The organism is Longimicrobiales bacterium, from assembly GCA_028823235.1.
In the GTDB taxonomy this organism is placed as follows: domain Bacteria; phylum Gemmatimonadota; class Gemmatimonadetes; order Longimicrobiales; family Gaopeijiaceae; genus UBA2589.
Window position 1 is genome coordinate 44,664 of the sequence record JAPKBW010000002.1, and the last position, 21,078, is coordinate 65,741.

Below are 21,078 nucleotides of genomic sequence, written 5' to 3' on the forward strand. Positions count from 1 at the left end.
GGCCTACTCCCCACCCTCCATCTTCCACATCGCCAGCCCACCCGGCTGAAAGTGCAGCGGTGTGCTGGCCACGACCGCGCCGGCCGCGATGTCGATGATATCCACCGTTCCGCGCGTCGCACCGACCGACTCATTCGACACGAACGCGAAGCGTCCGTCTGGGGTAATCGCCACACCATGTGTCACCGGCTGAGACGTCGCTATGCGGGTTTCTTCACCCGTCTCCAGATCGAAAATGGCTACGGACTGGGCGCCTTTGAGCGTTACGACCAACTTCTGGCCGTCGGGCGTGATGTCCAGGTTGTACGGACCCGCCCCCGTGGGGAAGCGCCGGAGCACCTCCATCGATTCGGCATCGATCTCGAGCACGTCGCCGCGGCCGTTGCATGGCACATAGATACGGGTGTCATCTGGACTGAGCAGGACCCATGTCGGCTTGCAGATCTCACCGCCCATGGCCATTCCGCCCATGTCGTGGTCCGCGGCCATCACGTGCTCCTTCCCGCCGGTGAGCATCATCCTCCGCTGGACGTCCATGCCCTGGACGCTCGATTCGACGAGCTGGTCGGACATCATGCATGTCGAGTAGTGACGCGTGCCGTCGCGGCTGACGCGGCTGCCGTGGGGCATCACGCACGTTTCGATCTGCGTGATCTCGCTCATCATCGGCGTGAACACAGCCGAGACCGAACTCGGTAGGTGATCGCCGTGAAGATTGAAGTTCACCACGAACAATGACGACCCGTCTGGCGTCATCGACATGGTCGCGGGAAAGAGTCCGACGTACGCCGAGTCGACGAAGCGGTCGGTCCCGGTCTCCATCTGCCAGACCTGCCCATATGGCTGACCGTGGGCGATCGAGACGTACCAATGCGTACCGGTCGGTGACACGGCGATGCCGTGGGCCCCATCGATATCAGCAGGATGCGGCCCTACGGTGATCGCCTTCTCTTCGACGACCTCGGTCCCGTCGAAACGGACGAGGCTCACGATGTCCGAGGACTCGTTGGCGACATACGCCCAGTAACTGGGATGGGACTGTGCCGCGACCGGACTCGTCAGTGCTAGCCCAGCCGCGAGTAGAAGCCGCTTCGTCATCAGGTAATCGGACGTGGACGCGCGTGCTTCACCACCCACAGCCCGCTCGTCATGTCACTCACGAACAGGTTGCCTTTGAACGGCTGCGGGCCCCATGCGTTCGCGCTGTTCGCGGCCAGACCTTCACCCTCGGCCGCCTCGGTGCGGTAGAAGCCAAGCTCGCGACCTTGGCGATACAGATCACCCCGTAGCGTGCCGCTCACATCCACAATGCGCAGACCACCCTGGTAGTAGGCGATGTACAGCACGTCATCTTCGATCCAGACGTTGTGCGCACCGGCCTCGGGCAGGTCGTACTTGGCGACCTGTCGTGGGTTGTCGATGTCGCTGACGTCGACAACGTGAATGAATCCACGCATGCCGTCCGACGTCCCGATCTCATCACCCAGGAAGACGTAGTCGCGCGTGCGCCACGCGACGTGCGTGTTGCCCTCGGGATACTTGATCGCCGAAACGAAGACCGGGTTGTGCGCTGAGCCGCCGTGCGTTCCGGCACCGACGTCGACGATGACCAACCCATCATTCCAGTAACTGAGGTACGCGTAGCCGTCCTCGGCCCAGACATCGTGGAGCGACTTGTTCGTGTCACCCTCTTTGATTTCGAAGCGGCCGGCGTGCTTGGGGTTGGCCGGATCGCTCATGTCGATGATGTGCATGGCGCTCGTGCCGTTGTTCACGGCGTACACGGTCTCACCCATGATCCAGACGTTGTGGATACCACCGGTGAGGCTGTCGGTGAGCTCGGCCATGATGGTCGGATGCGCCGGGTCGGCCAGGTCGAGCACGACGATGCCGTTGCGGCGCGTGCTCGCACCCTCACGTGTGATGATCGCCCAGCTGGCATCGTCACTGACCTTCACATCGTTCACCACGCGGGCATCGACGACGACGGAATCGAGCAGCGCGATGTTGGTCGGGTCCGTGACGTTCCAGACGAACATCCGCTGGCCGCCTCCCTGGGCGTGCGTGCCCGTGTAGGCGTAGTCTTCCCCGTCCGCGCCCTCGAAGACCCACAGGTCGGAGGTCGAGACTTCGGAGCGGGCACCGTGATCGAGTAACTCGACGGTCTGCGGCTCAGGACGCGGCGTGACCTCGACTACTGCCGCAGCTGATGCGCTGCCTGTGCTTGCGATCACTCGGTAGGCTCCGGTTTCTTCAGCAACGAACGTGCCGTCGCTATAGACGAAGCCGCCCGTGCCCTCGAGTCCCGAAACTGCCAGATCGAGCGCGATGTCGGTGACCGCGTTGCCGTTCGCATCCGTGGCGACGATGTCGAATTCGACCACATCTCCCCGGCGTGTCGACGTGGAGGACGGGGACATGGAAATCGATGTCACCGGGTTCGTGGCGACCATGACCGGGTAGTCGACCGATACGCCGCCCTCGGTGGCTGCCGTGAGCGTGGCGTTTCCTGCGGACATGCTCGTGAGGATGCCTGATCCCGTGACCATGGCGACGGACGGATCCGATGACGTCCAGATGATCTGCGCCGTGGCGTGCGCATCACCCTGCGTGGTCATGATCGTGCCGGCCATCTGGAGTGATGTGCCCGTGTAGAGCATGTAGTCCGGCTCGGCGATGTCGATCGATGCCGCCGGATAGTCGAGCACCGTGACCGGGATCTGTCCGACCTGGCGAGCACCCGCGGTGCCTCGCACGCTGCCCTGATCAAGCGGGACCATCACGATGGCCGTGAGCATTCCCGCACCCGGCTGCTGACCTGTGAGGTCGACACTCGCGCCTTCAATGGGAGCGAAGCGTGGACTCACGCCGGCCTGCGCCATGATGATGGCCACGGCGCCCTGGACTGCATTGCCGTTCACGTCATACATGCCGGTCGCCAGGGTGACGGTCTCCCCGCGCGCGACGGTCAGTTCATCGGAGCCGAAGCGGACCTCGGTGACCATGGCACCTGCTGCGCGCTGGTCATCGGTGGCCTGAGGGAACTGCGCTGCGACTGGGGCCGCGGCTGCCGCAGCGAGTACGGCCGCGAGGGCGAGGCTGGTCAGAGCCGAGGGGATCGATCGGGTCATGCGGTGTTCCTGGGATGCGGGGCGGGCCGGTCCGAGCGTTTCGGTGGGTCCGCCGAAGTGGGTTTGTGCGCCTAGTATGGGCGGGCGGGGAAGGTAGGCGGGGGGGTGGGAGGAGGGGAGGGGAGCGTGCACAGGTCGATGCATCATGTGCCCCGCTAGACCGACAGCACTTGCGTTGGTTGGCGCTGAGCGGCTCGGCCTTTGTGTGTGGCATAGATAGGAAGCGTGCACGGCCGTGGGCATAGCCGCCTTCGGTCCACCCACAATTCCATCGGTCTCGAAGGGCGTTCATGGCGGGCAGCCCCCTCAACCCATTTCGCGTTCCGAATGATTTCTCCGTCCCGACTTGTGTCGCTATTTCTCCTGACGGGCGGTGACGATATCCTGTCCCGCGACATTCGACCCCTTGCTGGCCCGAGACCGCACATTGAGCGCTAACACCCGTGGAGGCGCCCGCCTGGTCCTTGTCATGCTTGCCGGTCTGGGGACCTTCGCAACTCCCGCGATCTCACAGGTCACGCCGAGCGACTCTGCGAGCACGGCGCTGATCGACCCAGACCTGGCTCCTCGGCCATCAGCCTCTGCCACACGGGCCACGGGCCCCGTCAGCGTTGACGGAGTGCTGGACGACGCGACCTGGAGCGCGGCGGCTGTCATCAGCGATTTCTGGCAGCAGAAGCCGTTCACTGGCGCACCGGCTACGGAGCGTACCGAGGTCCGCATTCTGTACGACGACCAGAACCTGTACATCGGGGCCGAGTTGCACGACCAGCCAGGATATCGCCCGATCATCCCGACGCTGAAACGGGATCCGAACACCCGGGACGGTGATGCGTTCGGCGTCATGTTCGACCCGTTCCTCGACGGGAAGACGGTCTTTTCTTTCTTCTTCAATCCGGGGGGTGCTGTTCGCGACATGCAGTCCGCCGACGACGGGCGTATCAACAACGCCGCGTGGGATGCGGCCTTCGATCTGCGCACCCGAGTGCATGACAGCGGCTGGACGCTCGAGTTGGCGATCCCCTGGTCGCAGCTCCGATTCGACCCGACTCGTGAGGAGCAGGTGTGGGGCATGAACCTGCTCCGGCGCATCCGGAGAAAGAACGAGGATTCTACATGGGCGCCGATGGATCTGCAGTGGCAGATCTATGTCAGCTCGCGAGGGGGCACGTTGCACGGCCTCGACGGGTTGGAGACGGTTCGGAACCTCTCGATCAAGCCTTTCGCCCTCGTTTCGGAGCCCTCTGGTGATCTCCAGGTCGACACCGAGACGAGCTTCGAGGTCGGCGGAGATCTGAAGTACGGCATCACGCCGGGAATGACGCTCGACCTCACCTTGAACACGGACTTCAGTCAGGTCGAGGTCGACCAAGAGCAGGTCAATCTCACGCGCTTCTCCCTGTTCCTGCCGGAGAAGCGTGAGTTCTTCCTGGAGAACGCGGGCGTCTTCCAGTTCGGCGACCAAGGCACCTACTCGACGCGCACCGGAGCGACGAGTCGGGATTTCACCCTCTTCCACTCGCGACGCATCGGACTCGCGCCCAATGGCTCGCCACTTCCGATTCTCGGAGGAGGGCGAGTGACCGGTACGGCAGGGCCGGTTTCGCTGGGCGTCCTGAACATGCAGACACTGCGGGACGGAGACTTCGACCCGGAGAATCTTACCGTGGCTCGTGTGCGGAGCGAGCCCGTGACTGGCCTCACCGTGGGTGGGCTCTTTGGTAACCGGGCGACGACGGACGGGAGTTCCGCGACGAACCAAAGCTATGGCGTGGACGCTGACCTCCAGGCGATCAACGGCTACCTGCTCGTGCAGTCGTACCTCGCAGCCACTGAGGGCCAGGATGCGATGGGAACGCCGATCGCGCGACAGTGGGCCGGGCGTTTCTCCGCGGGGTGGCGCGATCCGTTCTGGGAGATCTTCGCGCTATACCGCCACTTCGACGATGGCTTCGATCCCGGCATGGGTTTCGTGCGCCGCACAGGGATCGACCACTCCTACGCGACGATCGGCATTCGACCTCGACCCAACTGGCCCTGGATTCTTGAGCTGAACCCCTACGTTGAGTCGCAGGTCTTCGCGAACCCCGGGGGTCTCATGGAGACGCGCCTGCACACTGGGGGCCTGGATCTGGATTTCCGTGACGGAAGCTCGGCGTCTCTAGGCGTGACCGATCGTTTCGAGCACGTCTTCGAACCATTCGCGGTTCGCGGCGCGGAGGTCATGCCGGGGCGGTACGACTTCCGTGAGGGGTCGGCCTCTTACCAAACGAGTGGCGCGCGCCGAATTTCAGGACGGGTGAACGTCGGCGGTGGTGGCTACTTCGGCGGCGATCGTTTTTCGGTAGGAGGAAATGTCCTCGGCCGTCTCGGACATCAAGTTCTCCTCCGACTTTCGGCGAATCACAATGTGATCGAGCTGCCCGAACGGGCGGTGACCACCGCGGACGTCTACCGCGCGAATCTGGACGTGTTCTTTTCGGTGCGCCTGATGACCAGCGCTTTCGTCCAGTACAATGCAGCCTCAGAGGAGTTCGTGACCAATCTTCGCTTCCGTTGGATTCACGCCCCTCTGTCGGACCTTTACCTCGTCCTCACGGAGCGTCGTGACACCGTCGGTGACCGAGTTCTCGAACGCTTCATTACGCTCAAGTTCACGAAGTTGCTGGCGTTCTAGGGGAGGCCCACCAGGCCACGAGGAAGGAAAGAGTCGCAGCCTGTAGTGCTGCTTCCGCTGGGGGTCATGTCCGAGCCCGCACGACTCTTCCAGCGTGCGGGTTCCACCGCGATAAAGGGTTGCAGATGCTCTTCGCTCGGGGTCTCGGTGCGAGCTCCCACCCTCCTGAATCCCCTAGCGGTTCGCCCGACGCGCCTCGATTGCGACAACCGTTACATCCGCGCGGAACTGAGCGATCTTACGCCCGATCTCCAGCCCCTCAGCCTCATCCATCTGGAGGCTGTTGATGTGATCGAGATTCACGCGCTGGCGTTGTGGCAGCCGGATGTGATCCGGGCTGTCGTTCATGATCAGTGACGAGATGTAGTAGTCGTCGTGGTAGCCATCGAGGTCTTTGTTGAGCTCGACCTTCCCGAGCACCTCGTTCTGGTATTGAAGTACATCACCGTAGTTGTAGTATTCGCGGATATGCGCGACGAGTACGTCATCATCACCCCAGGCAGCGGTGAGATTTTCTGCCACGCCGGCCAGCATACTTTGGTTACTGCCGCTATCGCCGAGGAAGAAGATCTCGGTGAAGCCCTGCGCCCGCAGGCTGGTTGCCATGTCCTTCAGGACCGCCGAGAGCGTCGCCGGTGAGAGAACAAGGCGACCGGGAGTTTCTGTCCCGTTGGGGTCGCCCTGGTCAATCATCACGATGGGCGCGACGAGGGTGTGGCCGAGTGTCCGCGCGATCGCGTCGCCCATGACCTTGAGCACGTGGTTGTGCTTTCCGGTCGTGAGATAGGGGCCGTTCGCCTCCATCGTTCCGTTCAGGATGAGCGCCGTCTTGTAACCATACGTGCCGACCAGATCGCGCATCTCGAGGATGGTCAGTTCGGACATCCAGACGTTGTCCGCTATCGCGATCGGTAACGCCATGTCGTAGCTGTAGGGTGCGGGCACGCGCTGGTCCGCCGGACGGATGACCTCGGGTGGCGGAGGCCTTTGCCCACGGCCCCTCCCGGCTTGGGCCATGATGGAGGTTGGCGCGATTGATATTGCGAGCGTGAGGGCGATTACGGTGGACGACAATCTCTTCATCGGACTCTCTCTTCAGGCACGGGGCGGCCCGGGCTCGGGCCTGTTGATCTTTGATCTGTTCGGTAAATAACCGTCAGGCCGGAAGTCAGCCAGCGGTAGGGGCGTCGCTGGGTAGGTCGGAGGTTCTTAGTACGACGTGACGAGCGGTCGCGTCGAGGTCCCGATCCGCGGCGAGGACTGGTCGATCTTCGCTCAACGCGATCGCGGCGGTGAGGCATTCGATCATGGATCGGAGAGACTGCCGACTGGCGTCGGACCGTGCGCTGGATCAGGGCTGCGTCTTCAAAGCCAGCCAGGCCTTCCACGTCGAAGAAGTTGAAGTTCATATGGCCGTTGCTGCGAGCGGCTCTAGTCCCGAGTTGCTAGGACTCGACCGCATCCGGCCAGACCAACAGCGCCTGAACTGGCCTCGAGACTGCCGGGCAACGACTACCTGACTACATCCCCCCGAACAGCCCTCCGAAGAAATCTCCGACATTCCATGACGGTCGTGCGTCTTCCTGCGCCACGATGTACCCGGTCAGGAAGTTCACTTTCGCGTGATCCGCACCTGCTTCGAAGTCGAACCCCTGGTCGGCTTCGTCGAAAGGAGTGTGATAACGCTCCTGACGGAACGCGGTGTTGATCGCTCCGCCGTCGCGCTCGTCGCCTGTCTCGAAGCCACCCTTGATGAACAGTGCCGGGATGCCCTGGCGAATGAAGCTGAAGTGATCGCTTCGAATGAAGAGCACCTGTTCCGGAATCGGATCCGGCCCGATTCCCATACCAAGATGCTCGGCTGCCTGGGCCACGCTTCCACCCATGCTCGAGTGTTCGGCACCGTACGGTACGATGTCGAGTAGCGGATGGAAGAGGAACGGCATGTCGAGCGAGAAGTTCGCGACGAGGCTCGACTGTGGGACCGTCGGGTTCTGGACGAAGTAGTCCGAGCCGAGCAGGCCCCACTCCTCCGCGGTGACGATCATGAAGAGGACGGATCTCCGCGGTGCGGTCGGAAGGCTCGCGTACGCTCGCGCGATCTCCAGAACGATCGAGACCCCCGAGGCGTTGTCGTGCGCCCCATTGTAGATGTCATCGCCGTCGACCTCGACGCCCACGCCGAAGTGGTCGACGTGCCCGACGTAGGTGACGTACTCGTCCCGCAGGTCCGGGTCGCTTCCCTCCAGCTTCGCGATGACGTTGTGGCTGTTCACATCCCGGTGCGTTGTCGTGGTCCGCATGGAGATCGTAGCGGCGAGATCGAACGCCTGGGGCTGATTCGTCGCAGCGGCCTCGATCGCCGCGTCGATTGAGGTCGGCGCACCCTGGAAGAGTGCGCCGGCCGCGGAGTGGTTGAGGGAGGCCGAGCCCCGCATGGCCACATTCCCACGATTCGGCGCCCCTGATGCGTCCAGCCACGCGAAGCTCCCGCGCTTCGCCCGCGCCGCATTCACGTCCCAGCGGAGCCGTGGATCGTTCGGCGCCCAGAATGCGAGTGTGCCTAGGGCTCCGCGGGCGATCGCCTCGGCACCCTTCGTGCCGCCGGACGAGTAGTACGCCCGCTCGTTGCTCGGGAACGAGGCCGGTGCTCCGCTCAGATAGAGGACGACCTTTCCTTCGACATCGACGTCTGCGTAGTCGTCGTAGCCCAGGTCAGGCGCGCTCACGCCAAAGCCGACGAATACCACGCCCGCGTCTTCGATCTCGACCGTCTCGCGCAGCGGATCGGCACCGAGGTAGAAGTCGCGGTCATACTGCATGGTCGTCACGCCGCCTCCGTTCGTGATCGTCATGCCGCTCGCACTCTCGACCACGGTACTGTGTCGGAGGGGCACTGCCTGACGATAGGTCCCGTCTTCTCCCGCCGGCTTGAGCTCGAGGCTCTTCAGAGCTTCCTCCGCGTAGCGGGCTCCGCCCTCGTAGCCCGGCGTGCCGGGTGCTCGGCCCGCGAGCGAGTCATGGGCGAGGACTCCGATATGGTGTTCGATGGCGTCGGCCTCGATTGCTGCCAGAGCAACCGCGACCTCTGGAGTGTCGAGGGACACCGGAGCGCCGCCGTCGCCCGAGCCACCACATCCGGCAAGCGCGAAGGACGAGAGAGCGAGGACGGAGAGCAGGGGGCCGCTGTTGCGAACTACCATGAGGACATCCTGAGATTCGTGCGTGGACAGGCCGACAGCATGCGGAGTGCATCGTGTGGCCGCAACGCCTCAGCATCCTCGGTCCTTACGCTCGGAGCGAAGTGCTGGAGCGGGGCTGCAGACCTTCCCGTGGCGCTCGTGTGAGCACGAGGTACTCGACCCGGTGACCGGCAGACCAAGTTACCTTCTCTGAACGAACCCCGTCCTCGTTCACGATGAGGATATCCGCACCGACACTCGCTGTCTCGGGAGCTGTGTCGAGCCAACCGGCACCGCTCGCGGCAAGGCATGTGGCCACGTGCCGAATGCCGCCGACCATGAACTGGCGATCCTTGGCCGAAACATTGAGTGCTCCGGTCCCTCGTCTACTCAGGCGATGGCGGGAAGGGAGCTCTTTGGGTGACTTCGGTCCGCCCGTTAGGACTCGGGCAGACTGGCCCTGCGGACTCGGGTGCTTCTGGCTCCGGACGTTACGTGGCGCTGCTAGCCGACCACGCATAGTCTTCGGCTCACGGTCCAGAATGCGTGTCTTCGAAAAGGATAAAACCGTGCCTCACAGAATGTCCGATTGGCTGCGCCTGGGCGTAACGGGCTACTTTGTCTTGTTGGCCTTTTCTTTTGTAGTGCCAGCGACTGCTGCGGGGCAACAGTTGCCTAAATTGCTAGGGTTTTCGCCGGAGGAAGCCGCGCGTCAGCTCGATTGGGAGCGGATCATGGCGACCGTGCCCGACGCTGAAATCATGCGAGGCTACCACTACGATCTCACGCGACGCCCCCACCACGCGGGAACGGAAGAAAACTACCAACTCGCGCTTTATCTGCGTGACTTGTGGGACGACTTCGGCTTCGAGACCGAGATGGTGAAGTACGACATCCTGATTCCTTGGCCCGAGAGCCTCGAGCTTCGCCTCACAACTCCGGAGCGTATCGAGCTGGCGGTCACCGAGCCTCCCATGGAAGAGGATCCGGACACCTACATTGAGGGTGGGCTGCCGGGGATGGCCGCTTATGTCACCTCAGGGCATGCAATCGGAGAGGTCGTTTACGCCAATTACGGCCGTATCGGCGACTACCGACACCTCGACGCCATGGGGGTATCGCTGAAGGGCAAGATCGTACTCGTGCGCTACGGCGGAAGCCCCGCCCAGATGCGCGGGATGAAGGTGAGGGAGGCCGCCGAGCGAGGCGCTGTCGGCGTGGTCATCTACTCCGACCCGGAAGATGACGGGTACGTGAAGGGAGATATCTATCCGGATGGTCGTTGGCGTCCGTGGGAGGGCATCCAACGAGGAAGCTTCCTCGACGTACCGATCTATCCGGGTGACCCGCTCACCCCTTTCGAGCCATCGATTCCGGGAGTGGAGCGGATCTCGTTCGAGGAGGCTGGCAACATTCAGCGCATTCCGGTGCAGCCGATCTCTTATGGTGAGGCGTTGAAGATCCTGCGCCACGTGGGAGGGGACTTCGTGCCGCCGGATTGGCAGGGAGGGCTGCCGCTGACCTATCACATCGGACCGGGGCCGGCCGAGATCGAGATGGACGTGCAGTACGACTATCAGCAGCGCCCGGTGTGGAATGTTTTTGGTCGCGTTCAAGGTGCAGTGGAGCCCGAGAAGTTCGTCCTTGCGGGCGGCCACCGGGATGGGTGGGTGCTTGGTGCGCGCGATCCGACGAGCGGAGCGGTCTCCCTGCTCGAGACAGCGCGTGGTGTGTCCGAGGCGGTGCGCCAAGGCTTCCAGCCTCGTCGCAGCATCGTGTTTGCGAGCTGGGGTGGTGAAGATTTTTTCCTGCTTGGCTCGACCGAGTGGGGTGAGCAATTCCGCGAGGACCTGCAGGAAAACATGGTCCTTTACATCAATCGGGAGTCCTATACCGCTGGTGACTGGAGTGCTTCGGGCAATCATTCTCTTGAGCGATTCGTCGTCGAAGCGACCAGAGATGCGTCGCACCCCGAGGCGACGAGCTTGTACACGGCGTGGGCGGGACAAAGTCCTGGCCAGGCTCCCGGTTTGGGTGCCCTTGGTTCGGGCTCGGATTACACCGTCTTCCTCGACCACCTCGGAGTTCCGTCTCTGAGCTTGGGGTACGGTTCCCCGAATGGGATCTACCACTCGCTTTACGACACCTTCGAGTATTACCAGCGTTTTGGAGATCCGGGGTATCGTTACGGTGTGGCCCAGGCGGATGTTGTGGGGCGCATGGTCATGCGGATCGCCAACGCTGAAGTGCTCCCATTCGATTTCGCGGATGCCGCGACGACTATCGCCGGCTATGTCGATGAGCTGCTGGAGCTAGATTCCGATGTCCAGATCCGAGATGAACTGCGTGCGATCGGCTTGGCCAACGCACGGCTACGGTTCGCCGGGAGAGAAGCTAATGCGTCTTTTGGACGGGTCCTTGAGGGCGGGTCCGACTGGGTAGAAGAGCACGCTGACGCTTTGGCGGAGGTCAATCAGCTCATCATGGACACCGAGCGTGCTTTGCTCGACGAGCGCGGACTCTGGCGACGCCCGTGGTACCGAAACCTTGTGTACGCCCCGGGCTACTACGAGGGCTACGCGGCCAAGACGCTGCCCGGTGTACGTGAAGCGATCGAGGAAGGCGAGTGGGCCATAGCCCGTGAACAGGCGGGGATGTTGATCGATGCCCTCGACCGCGCGACGGCGATTGTGACGGAGGCCGGCGAAAAAGCTCGGGCCATTGCGCCCAGACTGGTTAGCTGATGATGTGGTCCGTCGCGGGAGTTCCCGGTCACGAGTCACGTGAGCGAACTAGCGTCAGAGGCACACCGTCAGCAACGGTTGTGCCCCATGGGTCTTCACTAACGACCCTGCTTACTTAACTGCATCCACATCATCGACCACCAATTTTCCTTCGGCCGAGCGTCAGTGGCGGTGATCTGGCGTACGATCGGACTGGTTTTATTGGTCGCTGCGCTGACGGGTTCGACGATGGTGTACGCCCAAGAAGCGGGGATCTCACCGGGGCCCGTTGCGCCGGAGAGCCTGGCCCGACCGAGCCTCCGCGCGTTTCGAGCCCAAGGCCCCATTACGCTCGATGGGCTATTAGACGAGGGATCCTGGAGCGTCGCAGATAGCACGACGGGCACCTTCTGGCTGACTCAGCCGGAGGCGGGGTTCCCGGCCCCAGACCGTACGGTGATCCGCATGATGTACGACGACGAAGCGCTGTACATGGGCGCCGTTCTTTACGATCCGGAACCCCACCGATTGGTCTCTGCCGGACTTGAGCAGGATTTCAGCCCTCAGGCTTCCGACATGTTTGGCGTGGCGATCGATGCGAGCCGCGACAAGCAGAGCGCGTACGTCTTCGGTGCGAACCCCGCGGGTGCGAAGTGGGACGCCCAGTCGTTCAACGACGGGGCCGCGATCAACTCGGCGTGGGAAGGTATCTACGAGGTCGAGACGAGTACCTTCGCCGAAGGTTGGATCATGGAGATGCGGATCCCTCTGACCACTCTCCGCTTTCCAGGAGGAGAGGGCGAGCAAACCTGGGGGCTCAACTTCAGCCGTCAGGTTCGGCGCCGGAACGAGTACGCCACCTGGGCGGCGATTCCCCGGCAGTTTAGAATTTTTCGGATGTCTGAGGCGGGTACACTTGAGGGCTTGCCAGCGTTCGAGCCCGGTCGGAATCTACAGGTCAAACCGTTCTTCACTGGATCGAGCCGTGAGGGTCAACAATACCCCGATGGCGCCGTCCGCGAGTACGACGTGGGATTCGACGCGAAGTGGGCCGTAACACCGCGACTCGTCATGGATCTCACGGCGCTTACGGACTTCTCTCAGGTCGAGGCGGATGAGGAGCAGGTCAACCTGACCCGATTTTCACTCTTCTTTCCAGAGAAGCGGGACTTTTTCTTAGAAAACGACGGCATTTTCACCTTCGCGGACGATGCGGCTCGGGCTTTCAGGTCCGGAGCTAGTCCTCGGAATTTCAAGCTCTTTCACTCCCGCAGAATCGGGCTTTCCGACTCCCGTGAGCCTCTGCCGATCGGTGGAGGCGCCCGTCTTTCCGGTCGCATCGGTCGCTACGAGGTCGGGCTCATGGAGATGCAGACGCTACGCGAAGGGAATAGTCCGGCGGAGAATTTTGCGGTCGCGCGGGTGCGTCGCAGTGTTTTCACGCGATCGGACGTCGGCTTCATTTTCGTGAACCGCCAAGCGACTTCTCTCTCCGCCGGGGAGAGCTACTCCAGGGCCGGTGGAGTGGACGCCAATTTCCGCTTTGACCGGCTACAGGTGAACGCGTACGCCGCTCTCACGGAAGACCCGGGCCCCGACGGTGACCGGTCTATCGGGACCGTGCAAGTGGGGTGGCGAGATCCGGTCTTCGACTTCTCGGTCCTCGGAAAGCACGTAGGCGGTGACTTCAGACCTGAGGTCGGATTCGTGAGTCGGACTGACGTCAACCAATGGTTCGGCTCCGGGGGGGTGCACCTTCAGAGGCCCGTGTCATGGCTTACGGAGGTGAACCCATATATCGACGTAACCGAGTCCTACTCAGCTAGCGGAGACTTTGAGAGTCGCGAGGTCAAGCCCGGCTTGACCGTGATCGCCAACGACGGGGGCCGCTTCAGTGCTGACTTCTCCCGTCGACAGGAGCATGTGAGCGAGGCAAGCACGATCCTTGGTGTCCCACTGGCGGCCGGAGACTACGCGTTCGATGTAGTATCCCTCAGTTACACCTCCAGTGGTGGTCGCATCCTGTCTGGCAACGTCAAGTTCAGCACCGGCGAGTTTTTCGGCGGCGATCGGTCATCCGTATCCGGAACAGTGACGATCAGGCCCAACGAGCACCTACTTCTCGAGGGGAGTGCGCAGAGGAATCGTATCGAACTGGGTGGGGCCCCGATCGATGCAGATCTTTTTCGTGGGCGCATGCAGTTCGGATACAACACACGCACTTTCCTCTCGTCATTCGTGCAGTACAACCGTGTGGCGAAGGAGCTGGTTACAAATGTGCGCTTCAACCTGATCCATGCACCGCTCAGCGATATTTTCCTGGTCTTTTCCGAGCGCCGTCGAACCCAGCCGATCGCAGGTGAAGCCATGGTTATCGATCGGGGACTCACCCTCAAGGTGACGCGTCTCGTCCAGTTCTGATCCCGGCTTGAGGACAACGCGAGCGGCTAGCGTGGCTCCACCAACAACGGGGCGCTGAGAATTCCCAACTCAAGCTCACGGCAAAGCGGAGTGGAACACGTCCGGGGGGGCATGGTGATCCAGTGTTTCACGGGCCGAGGCCTTCCGTTGCCCCCGAATCACCGGCTCGTGAGTGGGCGGCTATGCCCACGTTCCCCACGCTCTTGGCAAACATTAACAAAGAGGATTTCGCCCGTTCGATCCTGGCTCTCGGCCACTGATGTAACGCGTTGTGCTGCGTGAAATGAGCGAGCAGTTTCAAGGGTGCGCCCATTCGTCACCTGCCGCACAACGCACCTGGGCACCCAACAATTGGAAACAAGACCATGGACTCGTTTGAACGAACGCCTTGGACGCGTGGGCTCGGGGCTACCCTCCTCCTTCTGGTGTGCGCCCTGGCCTTCACCGGCTGCACCTCCGACGGCCAAGGCGACTATCGTGTGGCTGTCATCAAATTCCAACAAGAGACGTGCACCTTCTGCCCGGGTGGGGATGCGCCGACGGAAGATTGGCTGCGCCTCGGTCCACTTCTCGTCGCCGACCAAGTTCTCACTGACGGAGGGGGGTACATCGATGGCTTTGTCGCGCAGGCCGCTGACTACCCGGACGTAGAGCTCCTCGGTCTTACGTCTCCGGACAATCTCTTCGGTGGTTCGTCCCGTTCATGGAGTACCCAGGAGTCGTTCGACACCTTTGTGGGTGGCATGGTGGAGGAGCTCAAAACGGCGCTTCCTGTGGATGGTGTCTATCTGGCTCTGCACGGAGCGTTGGCCGTTCGTGGGGTCCCCCGCCCGGAAGCGGAGATCGCTCGGCGCTTTCGTGAGATCGTCGGGCCGGATGTGCCAATCGCGGGCACGTTCGACCTACATGGCAACGAAGATGAGCAGTTCCTAGAGCACGCTGATTTCGCATTCGTGACGAAACGGTTCCCGCATTACGACGACGCGATCCAGGGCGCGCGAGCTGCCCGAGCGCTTCATCGCGCGATGTCGGGCACCTACACCTCGACGACTGCCACCCGGAAGCCCGGTATCATCACGCCGACGGTCCTCCAATGGACGGGAGCCGCGCCCGCCAGTGATATCATGGAGCGCGCGCGTCGCTGGGAGGCGCGCGCGCAGGATGTCTTCGTGAGTGTCTTCTATGGCTTCCCTTGGTCGGACGTGCCGGACGTCGGGGCGACCGTCCACGTGATGACGAACAACGATCAGGCTCTCGCCGACGAGATCGCGGACGACATGAACGAGTATATGTGGCGTGTGCGTGAATCGTTCGCGAACGGTGGTTTCCCTCGCCCTAACGCGGCGGCGCCCATGGTCGTAGAGGCCATCGCAAACGGACAGACACCCGTTGCCATCGGAGACTACTCGGATCGGCCCGGCGACGCTACGCATATCACTCGTGCGTTCGACGCAGCCGGGGTGTCCAGAGTTCTATACGGCGCGATCAGTTCGCCCGCGACGCTCGACGCACTGCAGTCTGTCGGTGCTTCTGTCGGTGATGCCTTCGACTATGAAATCGGTGGTTATACCGCATCCGGCGGAGACCCGTACCGCATCGAGGGCACGATCGTGTACGTGGGTCCTTGGGCCGGCTACGATTACACCGCGGTCGTGAACTACGGAGACGGCAACACGGTATTCATTGCGCCGGCGTACACGCAGATCATGTATCCGGAGGACTTCGCGGTGGGTGGGATTGACCCGGCGGACTACGATGTCTTTGTGGTGAAGTCGCGCGCTCACTTCCGTCGCGGCTTTGATGAGACGGGCTTCGCCAAGACGATCATCATCGTCGAGGCGACTGGGCCTTTCATGGGGACCACGTTCCTTGATGCGCTGCCGTACGAAAACGTCGACCTGAGTATGCTCTACCCTTACGGGGCACCCGTGGCTCGATGAGTTCAGATTGGCGTGACCCACTGAAGCGAGACCAGCGCGGATGTTAGGATTTAGCTCTGGTCGCTGAAAAATCCGGGAGGTCAGAATGAGCAGGAGACCACACAGACTGAAGCTTCAGTCTGTTTCGGCTGACCCAGTCAATCTGGGGACATACGACGGCTAACTAACTTCCGTCGGGTAATTTGTCAGGCCGCTTCTCTCCGGCGGTCACATGCATTGTGAGCCAGTTCGCCCGTGGCGGGAGAGCACACACCGAGAAGCCCGTAAAGACGCAGGGAGCGTTGTACCCCCGATTGAAGTCGATCGTCGTCCAGCCTCCTTCATCGACTAGCAGGGGCCGGATGTATCGCCCCGCCTGGTAAGTCTCAGTGGTGGCCGTTGAGTCCCACATCATCACGAAGTAGCTCGTGCTGGTCGGAGTCTGTGTGGCGATCAACCTGTGTTCTCGGCCGTCCTTTTCAAAGACCAACTCGCCTGGCGCCGTGTACTCAATGGTGCCGCCAGTGACGTCCGGAACCGTGAGTATGATCGGTTCCGGGTAGAGCTCCATACGTGCCTGGAATCGCCACGCCGGATCGACCGCATAGAACTCCGGGAGCAGAAAACCCTCAATGTCCGGATGATCTTCGTCCCACGCCCGCAGCCAGAGTCGGTCGGACCCCCGCTCTGAGTGGACGCGCAGGCCGAGTGACCCGAGTTGTAGCCGAGTCGGATCATCCATACGGTCGTGACGAAGAGCCATCGACTCCGTGACCTCATCGCCTTCGAAGAGCCCGATCCCTGATCCGCTCTCCGGAACGAGTCGCACGTCCATGCCTGATCGATGAAGTGTGCCCGCAAAAGCTGGAGAGTCCTCCTCCGGCATCGTGATCCCGATTCCGTACTCGGAGCCGAATCGCGTTTCGCCCTCGGGCAGGTTCCACAGCCCGATCCAGAGCAGAGGGCCGTTCGGTGGAGTCACCGTCTTCCGTTGACGATCGATACGCCACTCTTCGTGCTCGGTGAGAAAAACGATCTGGTCGACCGGCGGAGGTTCTGGCCATGGCTCGCCACATCCGACGAGCAGGGTCGCGGAAAGAGTGGCAACAATGGAGAGGGTTCGGATGTTCATGGTAGGGGGCGAACATCGGGCGCGGATGCGCGCTAGGTCAAGCGACAAGCAGGCGCGACCGAGAATTCGATGCCAGGTGGATACCGTCCATGACAGCGCTCACCGAGCGACAACGCAGTTTTCACGGAGACCACCCAGCTCCCTCTTGATGGTGTCCCGAATCCGCTGGCCCCCGCGGAGCGTCCGTACCACGGCAGGCATAGCACACCGCCATGGTTTACCCTGAGATGTGAAGCCGAAGAGGGTCTCGTCCCATCTGAAACACGGAAGGCAGATTTCCCCTAGAAGACAGCGTGGTCGGAGCCCCGGGACGGGGGACTCAGGTGGGAGAGATTCAGAACAGGGTGTGTGGCATGATAGTGATGAGGTTGGGGACAGCACTGACGGCCTCCGGGATCATCGGCTTCTTTTTGCTCGAAGCCTGGGTCATGGGACTGTTCGCAGTGGCCTCAAGGTTTTTCTCATCTCACTGGGTGTCGTGGGCGAGTTCGGGATTGGGTTCTTCGTTTGTCGCCGTTCACAGAAGGCGAGCGCGGAAGTCTGACCCTCGACGCTCAACCCTTGTCACGCTTTATTGGTTCACGCTCTGATTGACCGCGTGACACGCGGGTTGCCCGCACTCCCCGATCCCCGTCAGCCCTTTGTTTGATCTGTTAAAGATGTGCCCGCATGTGCGCGGGGTGCCGCTCGCGTGCCTCGCCCTGCTGGCGATGGCGCCATTGGCTTTTGCGCAGGAGGCAGCAGTTCCAATCGAGCTGTTTGCCGGAGACTCTGTGCGGATCAACCGCGAGATGGTCGGGCGAATCCTTCGCATCGACGGACCGAACATGGTCGTTGTCAGTCGAGGGATCCCCAAGTGTCGGGCTGGACAAATGCACGGCGACGCGCCCATCTGTGACCCGGCTCCGCTGATCCGTGACGAGATGCTGCTCAACGAGGTAACCGTCGAGAAGCGGACCCAGAAGTCACATATCAATATGCGGACGGTCCTCGGCGGGGTCGTCGGCGTGGTCGCTTTCGGGGCTGCCGGCTACTACATCGGACCGGCGTTTGGCTTTGGGAAGGTCGAGGGGTGTGTGCTCAATGACGCCTCCTCGCTTGTTCAATGCTCGCTGGAGGATACGGTTCCGGCGGACGAGTATCGGGCGCGCCAGCTGAAAGCCGACCAGCGCAGGGGCGTGCTTTTCTTCGGAGCGATAGGCGGATCAGCTGTCGCTATCCTGGCAAGGAAGCTGTCCGTGGGTTGGGTAGAGGTCGTGCCACAGATCCCGGTGAGTTCGATGGACCCGTGGGGCGTGTCAATTACGATCCCTGGCGTGCATTAGGCCTTCCGCATCAACAGGTAGTCTGCCCCAAGTCCCGTGAAGTGACCAGAGACGTCGGCTTCCGCTACGAACCCTGCGGTTTGAAGCGCATCGGACACTTCGCTTCGGGTCCAGTACCGGATCGGAAAGTGGTCCCGGTAGGCCTCTTCGCCTTTCTCTGTGTGCACCACGGTGTGCTCAGAGTAGTTGTAGTGCCCGCCGCCCGTGGGGCGGATCTGGACCGTGCGGATGATCTGGTCGTCGTCGTAGTCGACATCCACAAAAACGGACTCGTGCGGAACGTCGAGAAGGAAGAGGCCGTCGGTTTTCAGCGACCCGCTCACAGCTCCGAAAGCCGAGGAGAGGGTCTCCGGCTCGAGAAGGAACGCGATCACCGTGAAAACACAAAGCGCGAGATCGTGGCTCGGCGCGCCCCGGTAGTGCTCCATGGAGCATTCGGCCGCCGTGACGCGGGCAGTGGTGTCAGAGGGAAGCGCCTCCAATGACCGTGTCAGTTCCGCGTGCATGCCGGCCGACGGCTCGACCGCTGTGACTCGATAGCCTGCTTGGGCGAGCGGGAGGGTCAGTCGGCCGCAGCCGGCCCCGAAGTCGATGACGTTGCTGCCCCGAGGCACGCGGCCTTCGACCTCAGCCATCGCCGATGAAGAAAGGCGGCCATAAAGCGATCCGTAGGTGCGCTCCATGACCGACTCATAGTGTTGGGCCCAACTGTCGTGCGGACGTGTCAGTTCTCGTTCTCAGTTTTTACCGGGACTCCGGCTTTTGTGAGTTCGCGTGTCACGGCCCGTCGGATATGGCCACTGGCAGTCAGGCGCTCGCCGGTGACGGATGTCTCTTTGCCGATCGCACGATGAATCGCGCTCCAGGAATTGTACTCAATGACGATGTTTCGCTTGGTCGACATCGTTCCCCCGCGCGTTGCTGTAACACCATAGCATGATGGGAGGGATTTATGTCATGTGCCCCTTCGTGCATGGGAGACCGCTGGACGCTTCAAGCGCTCGCCTGTCGCTGTTCTTGGGCTAATTTGTTTATCTGCTCGACCGTTTGATCTTGAGATGGCCAAGGGTCGATCCGATCTCAACCCGTCTGCGACTTTGGTGCAGCAACGCCACCTCGCCCTTCCGCAGCCATAGTTCGTGCTCACTCAGTGCGGCGCTAAGCCGTCTGCGCCTATATGCCTTTGCACAAGAGGCCGGCGTCATGATCCTTCTGACATGACGACATCGCGCCTCACCAGTCACAGGTCATTCTCTCCTGTGCCCTGCCTCACGCTGCCCGGCATCCTGTTGCTTGGTTTGGCATGTGCCCCGCTGGGAGCTCAGGTCGAGACTTCGCGGGACACCGCATCCGCTTCGGTGGGCCAGGCCGAGGAGCACGAGGAGCCATACGTCCAGATTAGCTTTCTCGACGTGGGGCAGGGCGATGCGGTCGTGATTCAGTCGCCCGAAGGGCAGGTCGCGATCATCGATGCGGGCCTAGGCGACCCGCTCCGCTTCCTCCAACAAATGCGAATCGACGAAGTCGACCTCCTCGTCGCCTCTCACCCGCACGCGGATCACATTGGCGGCATCGATGACATCCTGACGGCACGTCCGGTTCGCTTCTACTTGGACAACGGACAGCCGCACACCACGCTGACGTACGAACGACTCATGGCCACCCTCGAGCGGATCGAGGAAGTCACGGTTCTCGCACCGACACCCCGGACGATCACGATGGGGTCGGTGTCCATCCAGGTCCTGCCCCTGCCACCAGGTGCTCTCGATCTGAACGACCAGTCCGTCGGACTCGTGCTGGAGTTCGGCGACTTTTCCGCGTTCTTCAGCGGAGACTCTGAGCGGTACGAGCTCGACTGGTGGACGACGCAGGGTCTGATTCCGGACGTGACGCTACTGAAGGCTCCCCACCACGGAAGCGTGAACGGCTTCACCAGGGGGTTTCTCGCGGCGGCCCAGCCGGAGGTGGTGGTGGTTTCTGTCGGGGGAGGAAATACGTACGGGCATCCTCGCCCGGAGGCGCTGACCGCTTTCGGCACGTTCGTGAATCAGCTACTACGGACCGATCGCGACGGACATGTGACCGTGCTCGGCTACGAGGATGGGCGGTATGAACTGGTGGTCGGTCCTGACATTATTTCCTCGACCGGAGACCACACGTCCACAGTCCCCGCCGATCCACTGCCATCGATCGACCCCTCGGCGAGTGCCTTCGCCTCATCTGTCCCGGGCCTGCGCATTGATGTGGTCGCAGACGCCCCAGGGAATGACCATGAGCATCTGAACGGTGAGTTCGCGATCATCGAAAATGGCGGAACGCGGTTGCTCAACATCGGCCAGTGGCGGTTCTGTGATCTTCGCTCGCGGTGTTTCGAATTTCCGCCGGGATCCAGCATTCCGGTCGGGGAACAGGTCCGTGTCTACACGGGGTATGGTTCCGCGGACGGCTTCTCGTTCTTCATGAACAACAGCCGGGCAGTTTGGAACAACGACGGGGACGAGGCGACACTTTATGACGAGCGCGGACGGATCGTGCTCCGGTACGTCTACTGAGAAGGGATCTGAGGTC

At 62.1% G+C, this 21,078-nt stretch carries 13 protein-coding genes; 6 read left to right on the forward strand and 7 right to left on the reverse strand.

The window, feature by feature from the left end; translation table 11 throughout:
* Positions 1–3 precede the first annotated feature (3 nt).
* The gene (locus OSA81_01085) at positions 4–1,098 is read right to left on the reverse strand and encodes a hypothetical protein (protein ID MDE0897586.1); all 1,095 of its coding nucleotides are present in this window, start codon (positions 1,096–1,098) and stop codon (positions 4–6) included.
* Complete coding sequence (locus OSA81_01090) at positions 1,098–3,131, reverse strand: Ig-like domain-containing protein (protein MDE0897587.1); 2,034 nt, start codon at positions 3,129–3,131, stop codon at positions 1,098–1,100. The genes OSA81_01085 and OSA81_01090 overlap by 1 nt, the downstream gene beginning before the upstream one ends.
* A gap of 427 nt (positions 3,132–3,558) precedes the next feature.
* Here OSA81_01090 and OSA81_01095 point away from each other — a divergent pair, with 427 nt between their 5' ends.
* Positions 3,559–5,808: a DUF5916 domain-containing protein gene (locus tag OSA81_01095; protein ID MDE0897588.1), complete on the forward strand. Its 2,250-nt coding sequence runs from the start codon at positions 3,559–3,561 to the stop codon at positions 5,806–5,808.
* 174 nt (positions 5,809–5,982) lie between these two features.
* Here the strand turns inward: OSA81_01095 and OSA81_01100 are convergent, their stop codons facing one another.
* Together OSA81_01100 and OSA81_01105 are read right to left on the reverse strand one after the other, a co-directional pair.
* On the reverse strand, positions 5,983–6,891 hold the full coding sequence (locus OSA81_01100) for a creatininase family protein (protein ID MDE0897589.1): 909 nt from the start codon (positions 6,889–6,891) through the stop codon (positions 5,983–5,985).
* A 437-nt stretch (positions 6,892–7,328) separates the two neighbouring features.
* Complete coding sequence (locus OSA81_01105; protein MDE0897590.1) at positions 7,329–9,011, reverse strand: M28 family peptidase; 1,683 nt, start codon at positions 9,009–9,011, stop codon at positions 7,329–7,331.
* 548 nt (positions 9,012–9,559) lie between these two features.
* Here OSA81_01105 and OSA81_01110 point away from each other — a divergent pair.
* The 3 genes from OSA81_01110 (at position 9,560) to OSA81_01120 (ending at position 16,074) form a co-directional block, all read left to right on the forward strand.
* Positions 9,560–11,734, forward strand: a complete 2,175-nt coding sequence (locus OSA81_01110; protein MDE0897591.1) for a M28 family peptidase — start codon at positions 9,560–9,562, stop codon at positions 11,732–11,734.
* 171 nt (positions 11,735–11,905) lie between these two features.
* On the forward strand, positions 11,906–14,134 hold the full coding sequence (locus tag OSA81_01115) for a DUF5916 domain-containing protein (protein MDE0897592.1): 2,229 nt from the start codon (positions 11,906–11,908) through the stop codon (positions 14,132–14,134).
* Positions 14,135–14,499: 365 nt separating this feature from the next.
* Positions 14,500–16,074: a M81 family metallopeptidase gene (locus tag OSA81_01120; GenBank protein ID MDE0897593.1), complete on the forward strand. Its 1,575-nt coding sequence runs from the start codon at positions 14,500–14,502 to the stop codon at positions 16,072–16,074.
* A 163-nt stretch (positions 16,075–16,237) separates the two neighbouring features.
* Here OSA81_01120 and OSA81_01125 read toward each other — a convergent pair whose 3' ends face one another.
* The gene (locus tag OSA81_01125) at positions 16,238–17,185 is read right to left on the reverse strand and encodes a DUF1684 domain-containing protein (protein ID MDE0897594.1); all 948 of its coding nucleotides are present in this window, start codon (positions 17,183–17,185) and stop codon (positions 16,238–16,240) included.
* 659 nt (positions 17,186–17,844) lie between these two features.
* Between OSA81_01125 and OSA81_01130 the strand changes: the two genes are divergently transcribed.
* Entirely contained in the window at positions 17,845–18,510 is a 666-nt protein-coding gene (locus tag OSA81_01130; GenBank protein MDE0897595.1) for a hypothetical protein, read from the forward strand.
* Here OSA81_01130 and OSA81_01135 read toward each other — a convergent pair.
* Both OSA81_01135 and OSA81_01140 read right to left on the reverse strand, forming a co-directional pair.
* A complete protein-coding gene (locus OSA81_01135; GenBank protein ID MDE0897596.1) occupies positions 18,507–19,193 on the reverse strand; it encodes a class I SAM-dependent methyltransferase in 687 nt (228 codons plus the stop codon). The two genes, OSA81_01130 and OSA81_01135, sit on opposite strands and share 4 nt — an antisense overlap.
* A 41-nt stretch (positions 19,194–19,234) precedes the next feature.
* Positions 19,235–19,414 (reverse strand): hypothetical protein, encoded by a 180-nt coding sequence (locus tag OSA81_01140; protein MDE0897597.1) that lies wholly within the window; start codon positions 19,412–19,414, stop codon positions 19,235–19,237.
* 313 nt (positions 19,415–19,727) lie between these two features.
* Here OSA81_01140 and OSA81_01145 point away from each other — a divergent pair, with 313 nt between their 5' ends.
* The gene (locus OSA81_01145; GenBank protein ID MDE0897598.1) at positions 19,728–21,062 is read left to right on the forward strand and encodes a lamin tail domain-containing protein; all 1,335 of its coding nucleotides are present in this window, start codon (positions 19,728–19,730) and stop codon (positions 21,060–21,062) included.
* Positions 21,063–21,078 lie beyond the last annotated feature (16 nt).

What these genes read in the sequence shown, in the direction of transcription:
- OSA81_01085 (MDE0897586.1), bottom strand. Translation starts at nt 1,098, where the DNA reads ATGACGAAGCGGCTTCTACTCGCGGCTGGGCTAGCACTGACGAGTCCG.
- OSA81_01090 (MDE0897587.1), bottom strand. Translation starts at nt 3,131, where the DNA reads ATGACCCGATCGATCCCCTCGGCTCTGACCAGCCTCGCCCTCGCGGCC.
- OSA81_01100 (MDE0897589.1), bottom strand. Translation starts at nt 6,891, where the DNA reads ATGAAGAGATTGTCGTCCACCGTAATCGCCCTCACGCTCGCAATATCA.
- OSA81_01105 (MDE0897590.1), bottom strand. Translation starts at nt 9,011, where the DNA reads ATGGTAGTTCGCAACAGCGGCCCCCTGCTCTCCGTCCTCGCTCTCTCG.
- OSA81_01120 (MDE0897593.1), top strand. Translation starts at nt 14,500, where the DNA reads ATGGACTCGTTTGAACGAACGCCTTGGACGCGTGGGCTCGGGGCTACC.
- OSA81_01125 (MDE0897594.1), bottom strand. Translation starts at nt 17,185, where the DNA reads ATGAACATCCGAACCCTCTCCATTGTTGCCACTCTTTCCGCGACCCTG.
- OSA81_01130 (MDE0897595.1), top strand. Translation starts at nt 17,845, where the DNA reads ATGTGCCCGCATGTGCGCGGGGTGCCGCTCGCGTGCCTCGCCCTGCTG.
- OSA81_01135 (MDE0897596.1), bottom strand. Translation starts at nt 19,193, where the DNA reads ATGGAGCGCACCTACGGATCGCTTTATGGCCGCCTTTCTTCATCGGCG.
- OSA81_01140 (MDE0897597.1), bottom strand. Translation starts at nt 19,414, where the DNA reads ATGTCGACCAAGCGAAACATCGTCATTGAGTACAATTCCTGGAGCGCG.
- OSA81_01145 (MDE0897598.1), top strand. Translation starts at nt 19,728, where the DNA reads ATGACGACATCGCGCCTCACCAGTCACAGGTCATTCTCTCCTGTGCCC.